Annotated in this window: 17 protein-coding genes and 1 pseudogene; 8 read left to right on the top strand and 10 right to left on the bottom strand. The window is 71.9% G+C overall.

Translation table 11 applies throughout. The features are described 5' to 3' along the window. Positions 1-66 precede the first annotated feature (66 nt). The 4 genes and pseudogenes from BT364_RS20975 to BT364_RS20960 form a co-directional block, all read right to left on the bottom strand. Positions 67-1,248 carry a helix-turn-helix transcriptional regulator gene (locus BT364_RS20975; protein ID WP_072486757.1) on the bottom strand — a complete coding sequence of 394 codons (1,182 nt, stop codon included), beginning with the start codon at positions 1,246-1,248 and terminating at the stop codon, positions 67-69. 139 nt (positions 1,249-1,387) lie between these two features. Next, positions 1,388-1,771: a recombinase family protein gene (locus tag BT364_RS20970; protein ID WP_072486756.1), complete on the bottom strand. Its 384-nt coding sequence runs from the start codon at positions 1,769-1,771 to the stop codon at positions 1,388-1,390. Between the two features lie 59 nt (positions 1,772-1,830). Then, positions 1,831-1,977, bottom strand: a pseudogene (locus BT364_RS40240) (thiamine-binding protein); the annotation flags it as partial. After that, entirely contained in the window at positions 1,974-2,324 is a 351-nt protein-coding gene (locus tag BT364_RS20960; protein WP_072486754.1) for a DUF3817 domain-containing protein, read from the bottom strand. The gene BT364_RS20960 and the pseudogene BT364_RS40240, both read right to left, overlap by 4 nt. Before the next feature lie 236 nt (positions 2,325-2,560). Between BT364_RS20960 and BT364_RS20955 the strand changes: the two genes are divergently transcribed. From BT364_RS20955 to BT364_RS20940, 4 genes are all read left to right on the top strand, one after another. Next, a complete protein-coding gene (locus BT364_RS20955; RefSeq protein WP_072486753.1) occupies positions 2,561-3,193 on the top strand; it encodes an AIM24 family protein in 633 nt (210 codons plus the stop codon). Next, positions 3,193-3,843 (top strand): AIM24 family protein, encoded by a 651-nt coding sequence (locus BT364_RS20950; RefSeq protein ID WP_072486752.1) that lies wholly within the window; start codon positions 3,193-3,195, stop codon positions 3,841-3,843. The genes BT364_RS20955 and BT364_RS20950 overlap by 1 nt, the downstream gene beginning before the upstream one ends. Further along, a complete protein-coding gene (locus tag BT364_RS20945) occupies positions 3,840-4,604 on the top strand; it encodes an AIM24 family protein (protein ID WP_072486751.1) in 765 nt (254 codons plus the stop codon). Before BT364_RS20950 ends, BT364_RS20945 begins: the two co-directional genes overlap by 4 nt. A gap of 126 nt (positions 4,605-4,730) precedes the next feature. Further along, positions 4,731-5,207, top strand: a complete 477-nt coding sequence (locus BT364_RS20940) for a MarR family winged helix-turn-helix transcriptional regulator (RefSeq protein ID WP_072486750.1) — start codon at positions 4,731-4,733, stop codon at positions 5,205-5,207. 18 nt (positions 5,208-5,225) lie between these two features. Here BT364_RS20940 and BT364_RS20935 read toward each other — a convergent pair whose 3' ends face one another. Both BT364_RS20935 and BT364_RS20930 read right to left on the bottom strand, forming a co-directional pair. After that, a complete protein-coding gene (locus BT364_RS20935; protein ID WP_072486749.1) occupies positions 5,226-6,701 on the bottom strand; it encodes a sensor histidine kinase in 1,476 nt (491 codons plus the stop codon). Next, positions 6,698-7,360: a response regulator transcription factor gene (locus BT364_RS20930; RefSeq protein ID WP_072486748.1), complete on the bottom strand. Its 663-nt coding sequence runs from the start codon at positions 7,358-7,360 to the stop codon at positions 6,698-6,700. Before BT364_RS20930 ends, BT364_RS20935 begins: the two co-directional genes overlap by 4 nt. 119 nt (positions 7,361-7,479) lie before the next feature. Between BT364_RS20930 and BT364_RS20925 the strand changes: the two genes are divergently transcribed. Further along, the gene (locus tag BT364_RS20925) at positions 7,480-8,085 is read left to right on the top strand and encodes a PepSY domain-containing protein (protein WP_072486747.1); all 606 of its coding nucleotides are present in this window, start codon (positions 7,480-7,482) and stop codon (positions 8,083-8,085) included. Between the two features lie 20 nt (positions 8,086-8,105). On the opposite strand, the gene BT364_RS20920 is transcribed toward BT364_RS20925, so the two are convergent. The 4 genes from BT364_RS20920 to BT364_RS20905 all read right to left on the bottom strand — a co-directional run bounded on the left by BT364_RS20920 (position 8,106) and on the right by BT364_RS20905 (position 15,290). Then, the gene (locus BT364_RS20920) at positions 8,106-10,394 is read right to left on the bottom strand and encodes a protein kinase domain-containing protein (RefSeq protein ID WP_072486746.1); all 2,289 of its coding nucleotides are present in this window, start codon (positions 10,392-10,394) and stop codon (positions 8,106-8,108) included. A gap of 31 nt (positions 10,395-10,425) precedes the next feature. Further along, complete coding sequence (locus BT364_RS20915) at positions 10,426-12,897, bottom strand: protein kinase domain-containing protein (protein ID WP_072486745.1); 2,472 nt, start codon at positions 12,895-12,897, stop codon at positions 10,426-10,428. Between the two features lie 180 nt (positions 12,898-13,077). Further along, entirely contained in the window at positions 13,078-14,037 is a 960-nt protein-coding gene (gene meaB, locus BT364_RS20910) for a methylmalonyl Co-A mutase-associated GTPase MeaB (protein ID WP_177328182.1), read from the bottom strand. A 50-nt stretch (positions 14,038-14,087) separates the two neighbouring features. After that, positions 14,088-15,290 (bottom strand): acetyl-CoA C-acetyltransferase, encoded by a 1,203-nt coding sequence (locus tag BT364_RS20905; protein WP_072486743.1) that lies wholly within the window; start codon positions 15,288-15,290, stop codon positions 14,088-14,090. Positions 15,291-15,424: 134 nt separating this feature from the next. Between BT364_RS20905 and mce the strand changes: the two genes are divergently transcribed. The 3 genes from mce (at position 15,425) to BT364_RS20890 (ending at position 21,001) form a co-directional block, all read left to right on the top strand. Continuing rightward, positions 15,425-15,853 (top strand): methylmalonyl-CoA epimerase, encoded by a 429-nt coding sequence (gene mce / locus BT364_RS20900; RefSeq protein WP_072486742.1) that lies wholly within the window; start codon positions 15,425-15,427, stop codon positions 15,851-15,853. 164 nt (positions 15,854-16,017) lie between these two features. Beyond that, on the top strand, positions 16,018-19,878 hold the full coding sequence (gene scy / locus BT364_RS20895; RefSeq protein WP_072486741.1) for a polarized growth protein Scy: 3,861 nt from the start codon (positions 16,018-16,020) through the stop codon (positions 19,876-19,878). A gap of 184 nt (positions 19,879-20,062) precedes the next feature. Beyond that, complete coding sequence (locus tag BT364_RS20890; RefSeq protein ID WP_072486740.1) at positions 20,063-21,001, top strand: coiled-coil domain-containing protein; 939 nt, start codon at positions 20,063-20,065, stop codon at positions 20,999-21,001. Positions 21,002-21,041 lie beyond the last annotated feature (40 nt).

The following is a 21,041-nucleotide window of genomic DNA, read 5'->3' as shown; positions in this document are numbered from 1 at the left end:
TAGAGATCACCTCAACCAGCAGCAATGGCAGTTCCATTCAAGATCAACAGGAAGTGTCACGCAGTGTCACGTGGGCAGCCCCACCGTGTCAGCGAGGGAGCGCATTTCCTCCGTGAGCGTCCGCCGCTTAGCCACGATGTGACCGAGGATGTCACGGGCGTAACGCTGGTTCGGTAGCCACTGAGGGGCAGCCTCGCGGACGCTGGCCAAGGTCTCGACGGCTTGCCCGTACCGCCGTGTCCTGGCGTACGCGTTGGCCACGTCGAGCAGATGACGGTTGCGGTTGTTCGACGTGGGGCGGAATCCTCCCGTCGGAATCTTCGCGGCAAGCTTGAGCACCACATCCGGACGGTCCAAGACCATGGCGTTCTCGGTCCGCCTGAGCGTCACCGTGACGGGGCCGAACGCTCGCAGGAAGTCATCACTCGGGGCGAATTCCCGTCCCAGGGCTACAGCGGCGGAGTGGGCGAGCCTCAGAGCGTCTTCAGCCTCTTCCGTGCGGTTGTCCCGTACAGCGGCAGCCGACAGGCGCAGCAGCAGCCAACCCCACGCGCTGAGTTCATCCGGGGTGGCTCGCGAAAGCCGGGGTTCCGTGTCGTCGGCCCACTGGGTGGCCAACTCCCGCGCTTCGCTGAGCTTGCCCTGTCGCAGCAGCAGCCAGCACATCGTGCTGACCGTGGACGCGCCCTGTAGACGGTCCGCAGAGCCGTTCAGCGCGGTCCCCAGACACCGCTCGGCGGCTTCGAACTGGCGGGTCTGTGTGAGAAGCCAACCGGTGAGCTGCAACAGCCGCACACGGACGGTGCGTCCCTGGGGGGTGAGCTGCGCCACTGTGTCGGCATCCCGCAACAGTGGGGGCAGCACCGTCCGCAACTCCGTGAACCGGTCTCCGGAGAACAGGGGTACGGCGGCACTGAGCGCGTCGCGCACCCCTTCCACGGTTGGCGGTTCGTCCATTTCGAACGTGTCCCTCAACGGGGCTGCAAGCGCCTCTCTGACGGTTGCCCACTGGTCAAGGGTGGCTGCGTTCGCTCCGTCTTCCGCCGACTCCACCACAAGGCGCATGGTGGGCACCCCGAGCGACGCAGCGAGGCGACGCACGGTCTCCAGGCGCGCATCCTGTCGCTCACCCTGTTCGAGCTTGCGGATGAGCGATACAGACACGCCAGACTCGCGTGCTAGTCCCTGTTGGGTCATCCCTCGACGCTTGCGAACGTCTCTGAGCCGGTCACCCAAGTCGGCAGGCATGAGCCGAGAGTACGCCCCTGTACACGCTGCCGTAGGGCGCTCGGCCGGTGGGTACCGTCGCGGTTGGGGGCACTTCCGGGCCAGACATGAGAGAGACCGCCCGCTCTGTCAGTGGACGGTCTCTCGGGTTGAGGTCGGATCACTCCGCGTCGGCAAGCGCCCGGTACAGCGTCGCACGGGACACACCCACCGCCTTGGCCACCGCCGTGACGCTCTCTCCCTTCGCGCGGCGTGCCTTGGCAGCCGCAAGCTTGTCGGCATCCATGACCGCCGGACGTCCACCCGTACGGCCCTGAGCACGGCCAGCGTCGAGACCCGCGCGCGTCCGTTCCTGAATCAACGACCGCTCGAACTCCGCCATGGCGCCCACGACTTGGAGCATGAGACGGCCGTCCGGGGTGTTCGGATCGATGCTCGCCAGCGCACCCGTGAGCACCTTGAACCCGACACCCCGCGCGGCAAGAGCGTCCACCATGTTCACCAGGTCGATCAGCGAGCGCGCGAACCGGTCCAGCTTCCACACACAGGGTGTCTCCGGGGCGGACGTAGTCGAGAACGGCCGTCAGTTCCGGACGCTCGGTGTTCTTCCCGCTCGCCCTCGACGGAGGTGAACATGGCGTCCGTGCGGTTGGGCAGTCCGGACTCGCGGACGACCCGGACGGCGTCGGCGACGTACTCGGCGACGTCCTCGCCGACCCCCAGCGGGCTGACCGAGAACGCGACGATCACGGGCTGACCACGCCCTCGCGGCGGGCGCGGGCGGCGATGACTCCGTCGGCCTCGTAGCGCTTGAGCAGCTTGTCGCCGTACAGACCGCCGAACGGCAGCAGCGCGAGCAGGAAGAAGAACGCCACGCGCTTCAGCGGCCACTTGGTCTTGGACCAGACGTCGAGCAGCAGGACGGCGTAGATCACGAAGAGCACACCGTGCACGATGCCGAGCGGCATCATCAGGAAGTCGATGTCGGAGACCCGGCTGAGGACCGAGCCGAAGATGATCAGGGCCGGGAAGGAGAGCGCCTCGGGAATCGAGATGAGGCGCAGCCGGTGCAGGGCGGTAGCGGTCTTGATGTCCACGGGGGCACCTTCGGTGGGAGGACGGTGACAGCTTGTGAATATGGGCACAAGCTCGCCCCATTGTGGCATCGGCGTGCGCGGCGCTCGGCGCCGGGGGCCGGATGTGCCGCCGGGGATACGTCCCGGTTGCGTACGGGTCCGGTACCGGATGCGTATCAGGGGCGGTTCAGGGGCCCGGATCCTCCCTCGGGCCCTGTCCCGGCCGGGGGGCCTGCCGTTAACGTCGCTCCGTGGCAATGTTCCGACTCCAAGGCAGCAGAACGCTCGCCGTCGACCTGGCCGGCGACGCCGTCAAGGCGAAGAACGGTTCGATGGTCGCCTACGACGGCCGGATGACGTTCAAAAAGATGACCGGCGGCGGTGACGGGCTGCGCGGCATGGTGACCCGGCGCCTGACCGGCGAGCAGATGTCCGTGATGGAGGTGACCGGCCAGGGCACCTGTTACTTCGCGGACCGGGCGAGCGAGATCAACCTCGTCTCGCTGCACGGCGACAAGCTCTACGTCGAGGCGAGCAATCTGCTGTGCACCGACGCCGGTCTGCGTACCGGAACCACCTTCACCGGCCTGCGCGGTGGGGCGAGCGGCAACGGCCTGTTCACCACCACCGTCGAGGGCACCGGTCAGGTGGCGATCACGTCGGACGGTGCGGCGGTGGCGCTGCGGGTCTCGGCCCAGTACCCGCTGTTCGTCGACCCGGGCGCCTACATCGCCCACCAGGGCAGTCTCCAGCAGCACTTCCAGTCCGGGGTGAACTTCCGGACGCTGATCGGCGAGGGTTCCGGGGAGTCCTTCCAGATCCGGTTCGAGGGCGAGGGCGTCGTCTACGTCCAGCCGAGCGAGCGGAACACCATCGGGGGCGACGTCTGATGCCATTCCGTGAGATCAACGCGAAGATGGTCGAGGCGACGGTGGTTCCCGGCCAGAAGATGTACAGCCAGCGGGGCGCGATGCTCGCCTACCGCGGCGAGGTGTCGTTCACGCCGAACATCCAGGGCGGCCAGGGCGGCGTGATGTCGATGATCGGCCGGCGGGTGGCGGGCGAGTCGACCCCGCTGATGACGGTCGAGGGCAGCGGAACGGTGATGTTCGGCCACGGCGGCCATCACATCCAGGTGATCAATCTGAGCGGCGACACCCTGTACGTGGAGGCCGACCGGCTGCTCGCCTTCGACGGGACGCTCCAGCAGGGCACGATGTTCATGGGCTCGCAGGGCGGCGTGATGGGCATGGTGCGCGGCCAGGTGACCGGGCAGGGCCTGTTCACCACCACGCTCAAGGGCCACGGCGCGGTCGCGGTGATGGCCCACGGCGGGGTGATCGAGCTGCCGATCGCTCCCGGCCGCGACGTGCATGTGGACCCGCAGGCGTACGTCGCGCACCACGGCGACGTACGGAACAAGCTCTCGACCGCGCTCGGCTGGCGCGACATGGTGGGGCGCGGCTCCGGCGAGGCGTTCCAGCTGGAGCTGAGCGGAAACGGCGCGGTGTACGTCCAGGCCTCGGAGGAGAAGCTGTGAGCACGCCCGTGGTCTTCGACCCGATGACGCTGCCGTCGGACGACAACGTCAACTCGTACACCTTCTGCGTGGAGCTCAAGGGGAGCCAGTGGTTCCTGCAGAAGGGCAAGATGATCGCCTACTACGGGCGGATCGATTTCAACGGCATCGGTCACGGCCGCTTCGAGCGGCTGATCCGTACGAGCTTCCACTCGCCGCTGCACGCGAGCGACTGGGTGGTGGCCGAGGGCAGCGGCAAGATGCTGCTCGCGGACCGGGCCTTCGATGTGAACTCCTACGACCTGGACGAGGGGAACCTGACGATCCGGTCGGGCAATCTCCTCGCGTACCAGCCGTCGCTGGCACTCAAGCAGTCGATCGTGCCGGGTTTTCTGACTCTGATCGGTACGGGGAAGTTCGTGGCCGCCTCCAACGGTCCGGTGGTCTTCATGGAGCCGCCGCTGCGGGTAGACCCGCAGGCCCTGGTGGGCTGGGCGGACTGCCCCTCGCCGTGCCACCACTACGACCACGGCTACATGACGGGCGTACTGGGCGGGCTGCGGTCGCTGACGGGCCTCGGGGGCACTTCGGGCGAGGAGCACCAGTTCGAGTTCGTCGGCGCGGGCACGGTGCTGCTCCAGTCGACGGAGGTCCTGATGGCCGAACAGCCGGCGGGTGCGGTGCCGGGTCAGGCCGGGGTCCCGGGCGGCGGGAGTCAACCTGGCGCCACACCCCGTATGCCCGGTCAGCTCGGGGACCTCCAGCGTCGCTTCGGTTTGTGAACGGTAGTCTGCGGAGTGTGACGTCGAACGTCCGCACCCCGCTCCCGGACCCGTATCCGGACGGGTGCCGACCGTCACACCCCCTCTACTTCGTCCGGCTTTCAACTTCTTAGGTAGAATCCATATATGGAGACCGAGACGGCCACCCGCTGGCTGAACGACGCGGAGCAGTGCGCCTGGCGCACCCACCTGGACGTCAGCAGGCTGCTGATGCACCAGCTGGAGAAGGATCTCCAGCCTTTCGGCCTGACCAACAACGACTACGAGATCCTGGTCAACCTCTCGGAGTCGGACGACCAGCGCATGCGGATGAGTGACCTCGCCGCCGCGACGCTGCAGTCCAAGAGCAGGCTCTCGCACCAGATCACCCGCATGGAGACCGCGGGCCTGGTCCGCAGGGAGCACTGCGAGTCCGACCGGCGCGGCCTGTACGCGGTCCTCACCGAGGACGGCGCGGAGACGATGCGCAAGGTGGCACCGCACCATGTGGCCTCGGTCCGCAAGCACTTCATGGACCTGCTGACGCCGGAGGCGCTGGCGAACCTGCACGCGGCACTGACCCCGGTCGCGGAACACCTCCGGGGACGACGCGGCAAGGTGTGACCCGGCGCCGGGCGGCGGTCAGCGGGCTCCGGGCAGCCAGAGCTCGAACCGGGCGCCGCCCTCCCGCGCACCGTCCACCGTCAGCCGCCCGCCGTGCCGGACGGCCACGTCCCGGGCGATGGCCAGGCCCAGGCCCGCGCCGCCGTCGTCCCGGGTGCGGGCGTCGTCGAGCCGTACGAAGCGCTCGAAGATCCGCTCACGCTCCTCGGGCGGCACTCCCGCCCCGTCGTCGCTGACGGCGACGACCACACCGCCCCGTTCCGCCGCGCGCACCGAGACCGTCACCGTGCTGCGCGCATGACGCTCGGCGTTGTCCAGCAGATTGCCGATCACCCGCGCCAACTGCCCGCGCGAACCGGCCACTTCGAACCGCCCCTGGTCCGCCCCGGGGTCCGGCACCGACACCGACACCGCGATCCGGTCCCCGGTGCGCTGCGAGACCTCCTCGCGGACCAGCGCGCCCAGGTCCAGCGCCGCGAGGCCCGGCCGCTCCCCCGCGTCCAGCCTGGCCAGCAGCAGGAGATCGGCGGCCAGCGCCTGGAGCCGTACGGTGTCGGCGACCGCGCCCGGCACGTCCAGCAGCTCCGGATGGGCCGCGCCCACCTCCAGCTGGGTGCGCAGCGAGGCGATGGGGCTGCGCAGTTCGTGCGAGGCGTCCGCGACGAACCGCCGCTGCCGCTCGACGGAGGCCTCCAGAGCGGTGAGCGTCTCGTTGGTCGTACGGGCCAGCCGGGCGATCTCGTCGCGCGAGCCGGGCTCCGGCACCCGCCGGCTCAGGTCCTCGGAGGCGGTGATCGCGGCCATCTCGCGCCGGATGCCCTCGACCGGGCGCAGCGCCCGCCTGGTCACCAGCCAGGTCACCGCGGCGACGACGAGCAGCAGCACCGGCAGCCCGATCAGCATCGCGCCGCGCACCGTGCCCACGGCCTCCTGCTCGGCGGCCAGCGGGGCGCCCGCGTGGACGGTCAGGGTCACCCCGGCGGGGGTGGTCGCCTGCACGGACGCGAAACGGTAGTCGGCCGTTTCGCCGTCGACGGTGGCGGTGCCGTTGCCGAAGTCCGGTTCGTCGGAGTCGACTTCACCGCGGGCGGGGGCGGGGGCGGGGGTGTCGTCGTCATCGCTTCCGTCGCCGCCCCCGTTGTCGTCGTCGCTCCCGCCGCCGGACCCCCCGGCGGTCGGTGACGGGACCGGTGTGACCCGGTCGGTGCCGGTGCCGGAGATCGCCTGGAGGTCCTTGGAGACGGCGACCACCCGTCCGTCCTCGTCGGTCACCTGGACCGGATGGTCCTCCTCGTCGCGCATCTCCAGCCGGTCGTACGGCACGTCGAGGGCCAGCTGCCCGGCCACTTCCCGGGCCACCACCTCGGCCTGGAGTCCGGCCTGGTCGGTGAGGTTGGCGCGCAGGACGAGGAGTACGGAGAGCCCGGCGCCGATCAGCGCGAGGGCGACCACCACGGTGGCGCCGAGCGCGGCCCTGGCCCGTACCGATCTCACAGCGCCTCCAGCCGGTATCCGGCGCCGCGCACCGTGCGGATGGCGGCCGCGCCGAGCTTGCGGCGCAGCGCGCTCACGTACACCTCGACGATGTTCGGGTCGCCGTCGTAGGCGAAGTCCCAGACGTGTTCGAGGATGTCCGCCTTGCTCACCACCTGGCCGGACCGCAGCGCGAGCTGTTCCAGCACCGCGAACTCCTTGGTGGTGAGGGTGATTTCGGCCTCGCCGAGGTGGACGCGGCGGGCGGCGGTGTCCATCCGCAGGGCGCCGACGGTGACCACCGGCGAACCGGAGCCGCCGCCCCGGCGCCGCAGCAGCGCCCGGATCCTGGCCACCAGCACGACGTACGAGAAGGGCTTGGTCAGGTAGTCGTCGGCCCCGGTGTCGAGGCCCTCCGCCTCGTCGTACTCCCCGTCCTTCGCGGTCAGCATCAGGATCGGCGTCTCGTGCCCGGCGGCGCGCAGGGCGGCGCAGACGCGGTAGCCGTTCATCCCGGGCAGCATGATGTCGAGGACGACGAGGTCGTACGCGCCCTCGGCGGCCCGGTGCAGCCCTTCGAGGCCGTCGTGGACCACGTCCACGGCGAAGCCCTCGGCGGTGAGCCCCGCGGCCAGGGCCGTCGCGAGCCGCTTCTCGTCCTCCACGATCAACAGGCGCATGCGCACAGGGTCGCAAACCGAACCTGAAGACGCCTTCAGGTGGCTTCAGGCTGCGTTCAGCATCACCCCGGCAATGTGGTCCTCGTCGAAACCGGCCACCCGATCGGGGAGGAACCCTCATGAAGCGCAAGATCGTCATCGCCGCCGTCGCCGCGGCCGTGCTCGCCGGCGGCGGGGCCGCCACGGCGGTCGCCTTCGCGGACGACGACAGCCACGACCGCGGGACCCGGCCCGGCGCGGCGAGCGGCGACACCGCCCGCATCGGCGTCGGCGACGCCGTCTCCGCCGCCGTCAAGGCCGTCCCGGGCACGGTCACCGAGGCCGAGCTGGACGACGAGGACGGCGGGCTCGTCTGGGAGCTCGACGTGTACGGCTCCGACAACGCCTGGCACGACGTGACGGTGGACGCGGGCAACGGCAAGGTGCTCGGCAAGCACGTCTCCGACGATGACGACGACCGCGACCGGCACGCGCCCCGCTCGGCCCGGGTGTCGCTGGACGCGGCGGTCGACGCCGCGCTGAAGGCGAACCCGGGGACGGTGACCTCGGTCGACCTGGACGACGACCACGACGGCCGGAACGGTGGAGCGCTGCACTGGGAGGTCGACGTCCGCGGCAAGGACGGGAAGCAGCACGAGCTGAACGTCGACGCGGGCACGGGCACGGTGACGGTGGACCGGTCGGACGACGGCCACGACGACGACCGCGATGGGGACGCCGACTGACGGCGCCTCCCGGCGGACCGTCAGGGCGCGTACCCGGAGAGAACGCTTCCGTCCTCGAAGCTCAGGAAGAGCACGTCTCCCTTCGCGAGAAGGGAGACCGTTTCCGGGTCGACCCTGCTGTTCGAACCATCCGGCCAGCCGGAGTACGCCTTCCTGTTGGCCGGGCTCTCCTGACTGCCTCGGGCGAATTCGTAGGACTCCAGGAATCCCTCCGTGACAAGGTAGGCGTGGTCGCCGACGATGACCGGTGCGCCCGAGTAGTCCACCGCGTCGGGCGTCGCCCAGTTCTGCCGTCCGTCGGCAAGACCGAACGCATACACCCGTTCCTCGGCGCTCAGCACGACCGTGCCGTCCCGGGTGACGGCGGGCCGGTAGGCGATGTCCACTCCGTCCGCGACGGTCCGGCGGTTCTGCGGGGCGGTCACATCGACGACCGTCAGACCGTTCGGCCCCGCACAGAGCAGTGCCCTCCCCTTCAGGACCGGCGTGCGGCAGGTGACGTCCCCGGGCCCGGTGCTCCCCGACCGCGCCCCGTCCGTGCCCTTCAGGACGGTGACGGCGTCGCCGACCGCGACGAGCCGTCCGTCGGCGAAGAGCAGTTCCCCTTCGTCGGCCGGATCGTCCCACGGCTTGTCCCACTTGCGGGTGTGCGTACCGGTGAGCTGGTGGGCGAAGATCCGGGCCGCACCCGTGCCGGTGGTCCTGGTGGCGTAGTACAGGACTCCGTCCGACTGGACGGAGTCGGTCACCCGTGCACCGCCCGCCAGCGGCTCCCGCCACTTCTCGGCGCCGTCGGCGAGGCCGAGCGCCACCAGGGCACCGTCCTCGAAGGCGTAGACGGTGGTGCCGGTCACTGCGGCCACCGAGGCCGGTCCGGTGCCCGCCCTTCCCGGCCCGGTCTGCCACCGCCGCTTGCCGTTCGCCGCGTCCAGCACGGTGATCCGCTGCGGGCCGCCACAGACCAGGGACGTGTCCGCGAGTACGCACTCGACGCGGCCGTTCGCGATCCTGACGTGCCACGGCTGCCACCCCTCGGGCTTCCCGGAGACATCCGCGGCGGCCGCCCCGAAATCGCCGGTGCGACCCGCGTCCGCGCCCGGAACGACGGCGGGCCCGGCCTCCGTCCGCACGGCATCGGAGGCCGAAGCGGTCGGCTGCGCGCCGCCACCACCGGCTCCGCCCGACTTGTCGCCGCCCCCGCTCCCCTCTAGGAGTCCGGGCAGCAGCACCGCGCCCAGCACCACGCACACCACCGTGGCCGCTGCCGCCAACGCGATCCACAGTCCCTTGTTGCCCCGTCGGTCACCCGGTACGGCCACCGGCGTCGGGGCGAGGGCGGGCCCGCCGGGGTGCGGGGCGGCGGGCGGGGCCGGCGGTGCGGCGGCGGACGGCGCGGCCGCCTCCGCGACGGCGCGCGCCCCCGCCGCATGCGCGGCGAGCTGCCCCCGGATCGCTTCGGTCCAGGGGAAGGGCTCCCTGATCGCCCGGCCTTCCGGGAGCAGCATGTCGGCCAGTTGGCGAGGCGTCGGCCGGGTCCCGGCCTCACTGCGCAGGCACTCCTCGATCACCGCGCGCAACTGAGGGGGTACGCCGGACAGTTCGGCCTCGCCCTGGGCGATCCGGAAGATCACGGCGGCCATGTCGGAGTCGTCGAACGGGCCCCGGCCGGTCGCCGCGAAGGCGAGCACCGCACCGAGGCAGAAGACGTCCGACGCGGGTACGAGCGCCCGTGAGCCGTTGACATGCTCGGGCGAGATGTAGCCGGGGCTGCCCACGACCACCCCGGTCCGGGTGAGCTGGGTGGCGTCGAAGGCCTGGGCGATCCCGAAGTCGATCACCTTCGGCCCATCGGCGCCGAGCAGCACATTGCCCGGCTTGAGGTCGCGGTGGAGTACGCGTACGGCGTGCATGTCGGCGAGTGCGCGGGCGAGACCGGCACCCATCTCGCGCACCACCGGCTCGGGCATCGGCCCGCTGCGGATCACCGCCTCGGCGAGCGAGGGGCCGGGGACGTACTCGGTCGCCAGCCAGGGCAGCCGGCCGCTCGCATCGCCGCCGACGAGGGATGCGGTGTGCGGACTTCGTACGGCGCCAGCCGCGTCGATCTCACGGCGGAAGCGGATGCGGAAGCCGTCGTCGAGGTCGAGATCGGCGCGTACGGTCTTCAGCGCGACCAGCCCGCCGAGCGGGTCCGGCGCACCGGCGGGCCGGGCGAGATACACCTCGCCCATGCCGCCCGCGCCGAGCAGCCCGAGAAGCTGGTACGGGCCGATCAGCCGGGCTCTGCCGGGCGGAAGCGGCTCGATCACTGCGCGGCTCCTCTGCCGTTCGTCGGACGGTTCACTCGGGCAGCGGTACGGAGACCGTGGTGCCGTCGTCGTACACGACATGCACGACGCCACCGACCGGCAGCACCTGCGGGTCGAGCAGTTCCTGCTCCAGATCGATACCGTTGGTGACGCTGTCGTAGGTCGGTGTCCTGGTCGGGCCAGGAGCGCCCGGAACCGGGGTCCTGGACTGTGGCCCCAGGGATCCGTCGGAGCGGATCGGGACCGTGTGGAGCGTTGTGCTGTCCGCCCAGACCAATGTGTCGGCAACGATCAGCGGGTCGGACACCGGGTTGCTCATGCCCTGTGCCGGCTTCCCGCCGAGCGGGAACCTGCCGAGGATCCGGCTGCCGTCGCTGCTCACGACCACGAGTTCGCCGTGCACGCCTTCGCCGCTCCTGCGAAACGTGATGACCCGGTCGTCCAACGCGGTGAGCGTCGCCTCGGCAACGAGCTCGGGGTTCACCGGCACCCGCCCCAGCGTCTTGAGCGTCCCCGCCGACAACCGCAGCAGATGCATGTCATTCCCGAAGCCCGAAGGGTCTTCGTTGGTGAAGTAGGCCGTACAGAAAGCGGAACCACCGCGCACCCGTAGGTCCCCGCACCCTGAGTTGGTCGGCTCGCCGGCCCCCTGAACGGCCTCGCCACCGGCTGTGCCGAGCAGGGTGCCGTCCTTCGGCCGGAAAGCCTTCGGCGCCTCCTCACCCATGGCGTACACCACGCCGTCATCGGTGGCGACCGGCCAGAAGTTGCCCCCCTGGGCATTGGAGACGCCCTGCGGGGACAGCGGCTTTCGCCACTTCTCGGCGCCGGTTTTCAGGTCGTAGGCAGCGAGGGACGCGTTGTCGAACGTCGGTGCGGTGGAGGCGAAGACCAGGCCGTCGGCCACGAGCGGCGCACTCTCCAAGTTGTGCGCGCCGCCGGACCGGGCCTCCCAACGGACCTTGCCGGTCCTGGCGTCCAGCGACTGCAGCCGGTCACCCGCCGCAAGCAGGACGGCGTCGTCGTACACGACGGGACGGGTGGCACCGGCCGGCATGAAGAACTGTCCACGGGGCCCCCAGCCCGCCGGGCGGGTGGTCTCCCCCGCGTCCAGCGTCCACAACCGGTGCCCGTCCGCCGCCGACAGCGCCTCGTACGTACCGTCCGTCTTCCGGCAGACCACGACGTCCCGGCCCGCGGAACAGCCGACCGGTGCCCCGGAGAACTTGCCCTTCCAGGACTTCACCCACCCCGCCGGACGGACATCGCGGCCGTACGGGACCGTGCCCGAGGCGTCCGGGCCACCGTTCTCGTCCACGCCCGCCACGATGCGGACGGCGGGTGAACCGTCGGCTCGCGCGGTCCCTCCGGGGGTCCTCTGGTTGTCGCGCCAGGCCAGGATTCCCCCTGTCGCCGCGCCCAGCACGATCAGCGCGGCGAGGGCGGCGCCCAGCGCGCGCCGGGAGCGGCCCGGGGGTGGGGCGAGGCCGGGACCCTGGGTGGGGGCGACGTGCAGCCCCGGGGTGAAGTCGGTTCCCTGGGTGGGCAGCTGATGAAGCGCGGGCCGGCTGTCGGCGGTCACCTCGGTCGGGGTGTACCCGGGCAGCAGCGGGCCGCCCAGCGCGACGACCCGGGCCAGTTCGCGCCCGTGCTCGGCGATGTGCTGCGCCACCGGGTCCGGCCACCGGTCCGCCGCGCCGGGGTCGAGCAGCTCCGCGAGCCCGGCGGCGGCCGGGCGGGCGGCCGGGTCGGCCACCAGGCAGCGGTCCAGTACGGCCCGCAGCGCGTCCGGAACGTCGTCGAGATCGGCCTCGACGTACTTGACCCGGTAGAGCACGGCGGCGACCGGTCCGTCGCCGAAGGGGTCGCGTCCGGTGACGGCGTGGCAGAGCACGGAGGCGAGACAGAAGACGTCCGAGGCGGGGACGACGCGTCCACTGCCCGCCACGTGTTCCGGGGACATGAAGGACGGGCTGCCGACCATGCGGCTGGTGGTGGTGAGCGGGGTCGCACCGGAGTCGCGGGCGATCCCGAAGTCGATCAGGCGGGGGCCGTCCGCCGCGAGCATCACATTGCCGGGCTTCACGTCGCGATGGACGATCCCGGCCGCGTGCACGGCCGCCAGGGCGCGGGCGAGTCCGGCGCCGAGCATCCGTACCTCGGCCTCGTCCATCGCGCCCGCCCGGCGGACGGCGGCGGACAGGTTCGGCCCGGCCACGTATCCGGTGGCGAGCCAGGGCACCTCGGCGTCGGCGTCCCCGTCGAGCAGCGGGGCGAGATGGGGTCCGGCGACGGACCGGGCGACGGTGATCTCACGGCGGAAGCGGCTGCGGAATCCGGGGTCCTTGGCCACGTCGCGGCGGACCGTCTTGACGGCGACCGGCTCACCGTCGCCGTCCCGGACGCCGAGGAAGACCTCCCCCATGCCGCCCGCGCCGAGCCTGGCCCGTATTCCGTACGGACCGATCCGTCTCGGCGAGTCTTCCCGCAGCGGACCCAGCATGCGCCACTCCCCCCGTCGGTACGCATGAATCGGCGGGCGCCCCCGTGCGTATCCGGCGGTAATCCTGCCACGGACACGTCATCCGCGGCAGCGCCGGGCGGGACGACCGGGACGGATGGCCGGGCGGGTCCGGAAGCGGCCCGCACGCCGCTCCCGGACCCGCCCGGCCGTCCCTTCGGATCACACCTCGCCGGTGAGTCCCGCCACCAGTTCGTCCGCCGCCGCGTACGGGTCGAGGCCGCCCGCCACGATGCGCTCGGCGAGCGCGCCGAGGTGGCGGTCGCCGTGCAGATCACCGATGCGCTCGCGCAGCCGTGTCACGGCGATGGTCTCGACCTCGCGGGCCGCACGGGCCGTGCGCCGCTCGGCGAGCACCCCGTGCTCCTCCATCCACGCCCGGTGCTTCTCCAGCGCCTCGACGACCTCGTCGATGCCCTCGCCCCGGGCGGCGACCGTCTTCACGATCGGCGGCCGCCAGTCGCCGGGGCCCCTCGATTCACCGAGGCCCAGCATGTGGTTGAGCTCGCGCGCGGTGGCGTCCGCGCCGTCCCGGTCGGCCTTGTTGACGACGTACACGTCGCCGATCTCCAGGATTCCGGCCTTCGCCGCCTGGATGCCGTCGCCCATGCCGGGTGCCAGCAGGACGACGGAGGTGTCGGCCTGGGAGGCGATCTCCACCTCCGACTGGCCGACGCCGACCGTCTCCACGAGGATCACCTCGCAGCCCGCCGCGTCCAGCACCCGGATCGCCTGCGGTGCCGACCAGGCGAGACCGCCCAGATGGCCGCGGGTGGCCATGGAGCGGATGTAGACGCCCGGGTCGGAGGCGTGCTCCGACATCCGGACCCGGTCGCCGAGGAGCGCCCCGCCGGAGAACGGCGAGGACGGATCGACGGCCAGGACGCCGACCCGCTTGCCGGCCCGCCGGTACGCCGAGACCAGCGCCGACGTCGATGTCGACTTGCCGACACCGGGCGATCCGGTCAGGCCGACGACGTACGCGTTGCCCGTCAGCGGCGCCAGGGCCGCCATCACCTCGCGCAGCTGCGGCGACGCCCCCTCCACCAGGGAGATGAGCCGGGCCACGGCCCGCGGCCGGCCCGCACGTGCCTGCTCGACCAGGGTGGGGACGTCCACCATCACCGCTCCGTTCACTCGCTGCGTGCTCTACGTGTACCGCGTACTGCCTGTTACTTGCCCGGAACGCGGATGATCAGTGCGTCGCCCTGGCCGCCGCCGCCGCACAGCGCCGCCGCACCGGTGCCGCCGCCGCGCCGCTTCAGCTCCAGCGCCAGGTGCAGCACCACGCGGGCGCCGGACATGCCGATGGGGTGGCCCAGTGCGATGGCGCCGCCGTTGACGTTGACCTTGTCCGGGGTGACGCCGAGGTCCTTCATCGACTGGACGGCGACGGCGGCGAACGCCTCGTTGATCTCGATCAGGTCGAGGTCCGCCACCTCCAGGCCCTCCTTCTTGAGGGCGTGCTTGATGGCGTTGGAGGGCTGCGACTGGAGCGAGTTGTCCGGGCCCGCCACATTGCCGTGGGCGCCGATCTCGGCGATCCAGTCCAGGCCCAGCTCCTCGGCCTTGGCCTTGCTCATGACGACGACCGCGGCGGCGCCGTCGGAGATCTGCGAGGAGGTGCCCGCGGTGATGGTGCCGTCCTTGGCGAACGCGGGGCGCAGCTTGCCGAGCGACTCCACGGTGGTCTCCGGGCGGATGCCCTCGTCCTTGGCGAAGAGGACCGGGTCGCCCTTGCGCTGCGGGATCTCGACCGGGGTGATCTCGGCCTCGAAGAGGCCGTTCTTCTGGGCCGTCGCGGCGCGCTGGTGCGAGAGGGCGCCGATCTCGTCCTGGTCGGCGCGGCTCAGCCCGAGACGGGAGTTGTGCTTCTCGGTGGACTCACCCATCGGGATGTTCTCGTAGGCGTCGGTCAGACCGTCGTACGCCATGGAGTCGAGCATCTCGATCGCGCCGTACTTGTGGCCCTCGCGGGACCTGGGGAGCAGGTGCGGGGCGTTGGTCATGGACTCCTGGCCGCCGGCGACGACGACGTCGAACTCACCGGCGCGGATCAGCTGGTCGGCGAGGGCGATCGCGTCGAGCCCGGAGAGACACACCTTGTTCACGGTGAGCGCGGGGACGTTCATCGGGATGCCCGCCTTGACGGCGGCCTGGCGCGCCGGGATCTGGCCCGCGCCGGCCTGCAGCACCTGGCCCATGATCACGTACTCGACCTGGTCGCCGCCGATGCCGGCCCGGTCCAGCGCGGCCTTGATGGCGAAACCGCCGAGGTCGGCGCCGGAGAAGCTCTTCAGCGAGCCGAGGAGGCGGCCCATGGGCGTACGCGCGCCCGCGACGATCACTGAGGTGGTACCGGTCGTTCCAGACATGAGGGGCGCCCCTTGGGATGAGGAGTGAACGAGGGTTTACTTGAATGTACTGAGCGGTACCTCGCCCGTCATCCGGCAGCGGGTGTGACGGCGCGCACGTTGCGTAACCATCCGTGTGGCGCTGCACTGGTTCCATGCTGACGCGAATCGATCACATCGGGATCGCCTGTTTCGACCTCGACAAGACCGTCGAGTTCTACCGCTCGACCTACGGGTTCGAGGTGTTCCACTCCGAGATCAACGAGGAGCAGGGCGTACGGGAGGCCATGCTCAAGATCAACGATACGTCCGACGGCGGCGCTTCCTACCTCCAGCTCCTGGAGCCGACCCGGGAGGACTCGGCCGTCGGCAAGTGGCTGGCGAAGAACGGGGAGGGCGTCCACCACATCGCCTTCGGCACCGCGGATGTCGACGCCGATTCCGCGGACATCCGGGAGAAGGGGGTCAGGGTGCTGTACGAGGAGCCCAGGACGGGTTCGATGGGATCCCGGATCACCTTCCTGCACCCCAAGGACTGCCACGGAGTCCTCACCGAACTGGTCACGTCCGCAGCGGAGCACTGACCTCCGGATACCCGGCCCGGTAGAGTGGGCTGTTCCGGGCCGGGGCCGGGTCGGGGCCGCGCCGCGTCCCCAGCCGTTGATCTGTCACCATTCCCCGGGGGACCGTTCACCGGTGAACGGTACTCGTTGGAGAGTTGCGACCAGGGGACGGATGGGACCGCGCAGTGCGGGGCTACGAACGCCAGGAGAGCCACCGAGCTGAAGACGACCATCTCTCGCGGTTCGAAGCCGAGATGGACCGGCTGAAGACCGACCGGGAGAAGGCCGTCCAGCACGCCGAGGACCTCGGTTACCAGGTCGAGGTCTTGCGCGCCAAGCTGCACGAGGCTCGGCGCAATCTCGCGACCCGTCCCGCGTACGACAGCGCGGACATCGGCTACCAGGCCGAGCAGTTGCTCCGTAACGCCCAGATCCAGGCGGAGCAGCTGCGGACCGACGCCGAGCGGGAGCTCCGCGACGCCCGCGCGCAGACGCAGCGGATCCTCCAGGAGCACGCCGAGCACCAGGCCCGGCTCCAGGCCGAGCTGCACAACGAGGCGGTGCAGCGTCGCCAGCGGCTCGACCAGGAGCTGGCGGAGCGCCGCCAGACCGTCGAGTCCCATGTCAACGAGAACGTCGCCTGGGCCGAGCAGCTCAGGGCCAGGACGGAGTCCCAGGCCCGCCGGCTGCTGGAGGAGTCGCGGGCCGAGGCCGAGCAGTCCCTGACGGCCGCGCGCGCCGAGGCGAGCCGGCTGGCGGAGGAGACCCGGCAGCGGCTGGGTTCCGAGGCGGAGTCGGCCCGGACCGAGGCCGAGGCGATCCTGCTGCGCGCCCGCAAGGACGCCGAGCGGCTGCTGGCCGCCGCCTCCAGCCAGGCGCAGGAGGCCACCAGCCACGCCGAGCAGCTGCGTACGTCGACGACGGCCGAGACCGAGCAGACCCGGCAGCGGACCGCCGAGCTGAACCGGGCCGCCGAGCAGCGCATGCAGGAGGCCGAGACCCAGCTGCGCGAGGCCCGGCTGGAGGCCGAGAAGGTCACCGCCGAGGCGAAGGAGGCCGCGGTCAAGCGGCTGGCCGCCGCCGAGTCGCAGAACGAGCAGCGCACCCGTACGGCCAAGTCGGAGATCGCCCGGCTGGTCGGCGAGGCGACCAAGGACGCCGAGACGCTCAAGGCGGAGGCCGAGCAGGCGCTCGCCGACGCGCGGGCCGAGGCGGACCGGCTGAAGTCCGAGGCGTCCGAGAAGGCCCGCACGGCCGCCGCCGAGGACGCCGCGGCCCAGCTCGCCAAGGCCGCCAGGAGCGCCGAGGAGGTGCTGACCAAGGCGTCCGAGGACGCGCAGTCCACCACCCGGGCGGCGAGCGAGGAGGCCGACCGGATCCGCCGCGAGGCGGAGGCCGAGGCGGACCGGCTGCGCGGCGAGGCCGCCGAGCAGGCCGATCAGCTCAAGGGCGCGGCCAAGGACGACACCAAGGAGTACCGGGCCAAGACGGTCGAGCTCCAGGAGGAGGCGCGCAGGCTGCGCGGCGAGGCCGAGCAGCTGCGCTCCGAGGCGGTCGCCGAGGGCGAGCGGATCCGCGGCGAGGCCCGCCGCGAGGCCGTCCAGCAGATCGAGGAGGGCGCGAAGACCGCCGAGGAGCTGCTGGCCAAGGCGAAGGCGGACGCGGAGGAGCTGCGCGGCACCGCGGGCACCGAGAGCGAGCGGGTCCGCGCCGAGGCGGCCGAGCGGGCCGGTGCGCTGCGCAAGCAGGCCGAGGAGGCCCTGGAGCGCGCCCGTGCCGAGGCCGAGCAGCTGCGTACCGACTCCGAGGAGCAGGCCGGCGCGACCACCACCGCGGCGGAGCAGGCGGCGTCCGAGCTGCGCGAGGAGACCGGGCGCGCGGTCGCGGCCCGGCAGGCGGAGGCGGCCGAGGAGCTGGCCCGGCTGCACACCGAGGCGGAGACCAGGGTCGCCACCGCCGAGCAGGAGCTCACGGACGCGCGCGCCGAGGCGGAGCGCATCCGGCGCGAGACGAACGAGGAGTCCGAGCGGCTGCGCGCGGAGGCCGCCGAGCGGATCCGGACGCTGCGCGAGCAGGCGGAGACCGAGGCGGAGCGGCTGCGTGACGAGGCCGCGGCGGACGCGTCGCAGTCGCGTGCGGAGGGCGAGTCCGTCGCCGTACGGCTGCGCTCCGAGGCCGCGGCCGAGGCCGAGCGGCTGAAGTCCGAGGCGCAGGAGAGCGCCGACCGGGTGCGGTCCGAGGCCGCTGCCGCCGCGGAGCGGGTCGGCACGGAGGCCGCCGAGGCGCTGGCCGCCGCCCAGGAGGAGGCCAACCGGCGCCGCCGGGAGGCGGAGGAGACCCTCGACGCGGCGCGCACCGAGGCGAATCAGGAGCGCGAGCGGGCCCGCGAGCAGAGCGAGGAGCTGCTCGCCTCCGCCCGCAAGCGGGTCGAGCAGGCGCAGGCCGAGGCGCAGCGGCTGGTCGAGGAGGCGGACAGCCGGGCGACCGAGCTGGTCTCCGCGGCCGAACAGACCGCCCAGCAGGTGCGGGAATCGGTCAGCGGGCTGCAGGAGCAGGCCGAGGAGGAGATCGCCGGGCTGCGCTCGACCGCCGAGCACGTCGCGGAGCGGACGAAGTCCGAGGCGCAGGAGGAGGCGGACCGGGTCCGCGCCGACGCGCACGCGGAGCGGGAGCGGGCCGGCGAGGACGCGGCCCGGATCCGCCGGGAGGCGCAGGAGGAGTCCGAGGCCGCGAAGGCGATGGCCGAGCGGACCGTCGCGGACGCGATCGCGGAGTCGGAGCGGCTGCGGGCGGACACCGCCGAGTACAGCCAGCGGATGCGTACCGAGGCCTCCGACGCGCTGGCCTCGGCCGAGCAGGACGCGGCGCGCAGCCGCGCCGAGGCCCGCGAGGACGCCAACCGGATGCGTTCCGACGCCGCGGCCCAGGCCGACCGGCTGGTGGGCGAGGCGACGAGCGAGGCCGAGCGGATCGGCACGGAGTCGACGCAGCAGGCCACCCAGCGCGTGGAGGAAGCGACGCAGCAGGCCACCGCGCTGGTCGACGAGGCGAAGCAGCAGGCGGCCCGGCTGTCGGACGAGGCCGCGGACGAGGCCGAGCGGCTGCGCGCGGAGGCGGCGGCCACCGTCGGCTCGGCGCAGGAGCACGCGGCCCGTACCCGCGAGGAGTCGGAGCGGCTGCGCGCCGACGCGGAGTCGGCGGCCGAGCAGATGCGCGCGGAGGCCCGCCAGGAGGCGGACCGGCTGCTCGACGAGGCGCGGGAGGCTGCGGCCAAGCGCCGGGCCGACGCCGCGGAGCAGGCCGATCAGTTGGTCAACAAGGCGCAGGAGGAGGCGCTGCGCGCCGCCACCGAGGCCGAGGAGCAGGCCGACACGATGGTCGGCGCGGCCCGCAAGGAGGCCGTGCGGATCACCTCGGAGGCGACCGTCGAGGGCAACTCCCTGGTGGAGCAGGCCCGTACGGACGCGGACGAGCTGCTGGTCGGCGCTCGCCGGGACGCCACGGCGATCCGGGAGCGGGCCGAGGAGCTGCGGGCCCGGATCGAGGGCGAGATCGAGGAACTGCACGACCGGGCCCGGCGGGAGACCTCCGAGCAGATGAAGACGGCGGGCGAGCGCGTCGACAACCTGATGAAGGCGGCGACGGAGCAGCGCGACGAGGCGGCGGCCAAGGCCAAGGAGCTGCTGGCGGACGCCAATTCGGAGGCGAGCAAGGTCCGGATCGCCGCGGTGAAGCGGGCCGAGTCGCTGCTGAAGGAGGCCGAGCAGAAGAAGGCCACGCTGGTCCGCGAGGCCGAGAAGCTGCGGGCCGACGCCGAGGCCGAGGCGAAGCGCACGGTCGACGAGGGCAAGCGCGAGCTCGATCTGCTGGTGCGCCGGCGCGAGGACATCAACACCGAGATCTCCCGCGTCCAGGACGTGTTGGAGGCGTTGGAGTCCTTCGAGACGCCGGCGGGCGGTGGCAAGGGCTCGGGCGGCTCCTCCGGTAACGTCAAGGCCGGGGCCGCGGCGGGCACTCGATCGAGTGGCAAGTCGTCCGAGGGGTAGTCGCCTTGTCAGTTCCCGTGCTTCGACAGGAACGTTCAACCCTCCGAGTGGCAAGAGTTGCGGGGGTCAGCCACTCAAAAGGGGTGTCATTCTCCAGACCAAAAGGGCATCCGCTCGATGACACGCCGTTCCGGCCCCTAGGATTCCCCCTAACACCTCACCGGTCTCATTCGACAGGAACCCCATGAGCGACCCTTCCTCCCCCTTCGGCTTCGAGCTCGTGCGACGTGGATACGACCGCGGTCAGGTGGATGACCGCATTACCAAGCTCGTCGCCGACCGTGATAGTGCCCTGACCCGCATCACGTCTCTGGAGAAGCGCATCGAGGAGCTCCACCTCGAAACGCAGAACGCCCAGGCCCAGGTCAACGACGCGGAGCCGTCGTACGCCGGTCTCGGCGCGCGTGTGGAGAAGATCCTCCGCCTGGCCGAGGAGGAGGCGAAGGACCTGCGCGAGGAGGCCCGTCGCGCCGCCGAGCAGCACCGTGAGCTCGCCGAGTCGGCCGCCCAGCAGGTGCGCAACGACGCCGAGACGTTCGCCGCCGAGCGCAAGGCGAAGGCCGAGGACGAGGGCGTCCGGATCGTCGAGAAGGCCAAGGGTGAGGCCGGCTCGCTGCGCACGGAGGCTCAGAAGGACGCCGCGCAGAAGCGCGAGGAGGCGGATGCCCTCTTCGAGGAGACCCGCGCCAAGGCCGCCCAGGCCGCCGCGGACTTCGAGACCAACCTCGCCAAGCGCCGTGACCAGTCGGAGCGCGACCTCGCGTCCCGTCAGGCCAAGGCCGAGAAGCGTCTCGCCGAGATCGAGCACCGCGCCGAGCAGCTCCGCCTGGAGGCCGAGAAGCTCCGTACGGACGCCGAGCGCCGGGCCCGCCAGACGGTGGAGACCGCGCAGCGCCAGTCCGAGGACATCGTGGCCGACGCGAACGCCAAGGCCGACCGGATCCGCAGCGAATCGGAGCGCGAGCTGGCGGCGCTCACCAACCGCCGCGACTCGATCAACGCCCAGCTGACCAACGTCCGCGAGATGCTGGCCACGCTGACCGGTGCCGCGGTCGCCGCCGCCGGCACCCCCGCCGACGACGAGCCGGTCACCCGTGGCGTCCCGGCTCAGCAGGGCCGCTGACCCCGGGTACAGCTACCTCTCGCGCGCCCGGTTCCACCCC

The sequence above is a fragment of the Streptomyces atratus genome (assembly GCF_900119365.1).
Lineage (GTDB): Bacteria > Actinomycetota > Actinomycetes > Streptomycetales > Streptomycetaceae > Streptomyces > Streptomyces atratus_B.
Note: the sequence above shows the minus strand (reverse complement) of the source record. Positions and strands in the feature narration are given on the sequence as shown.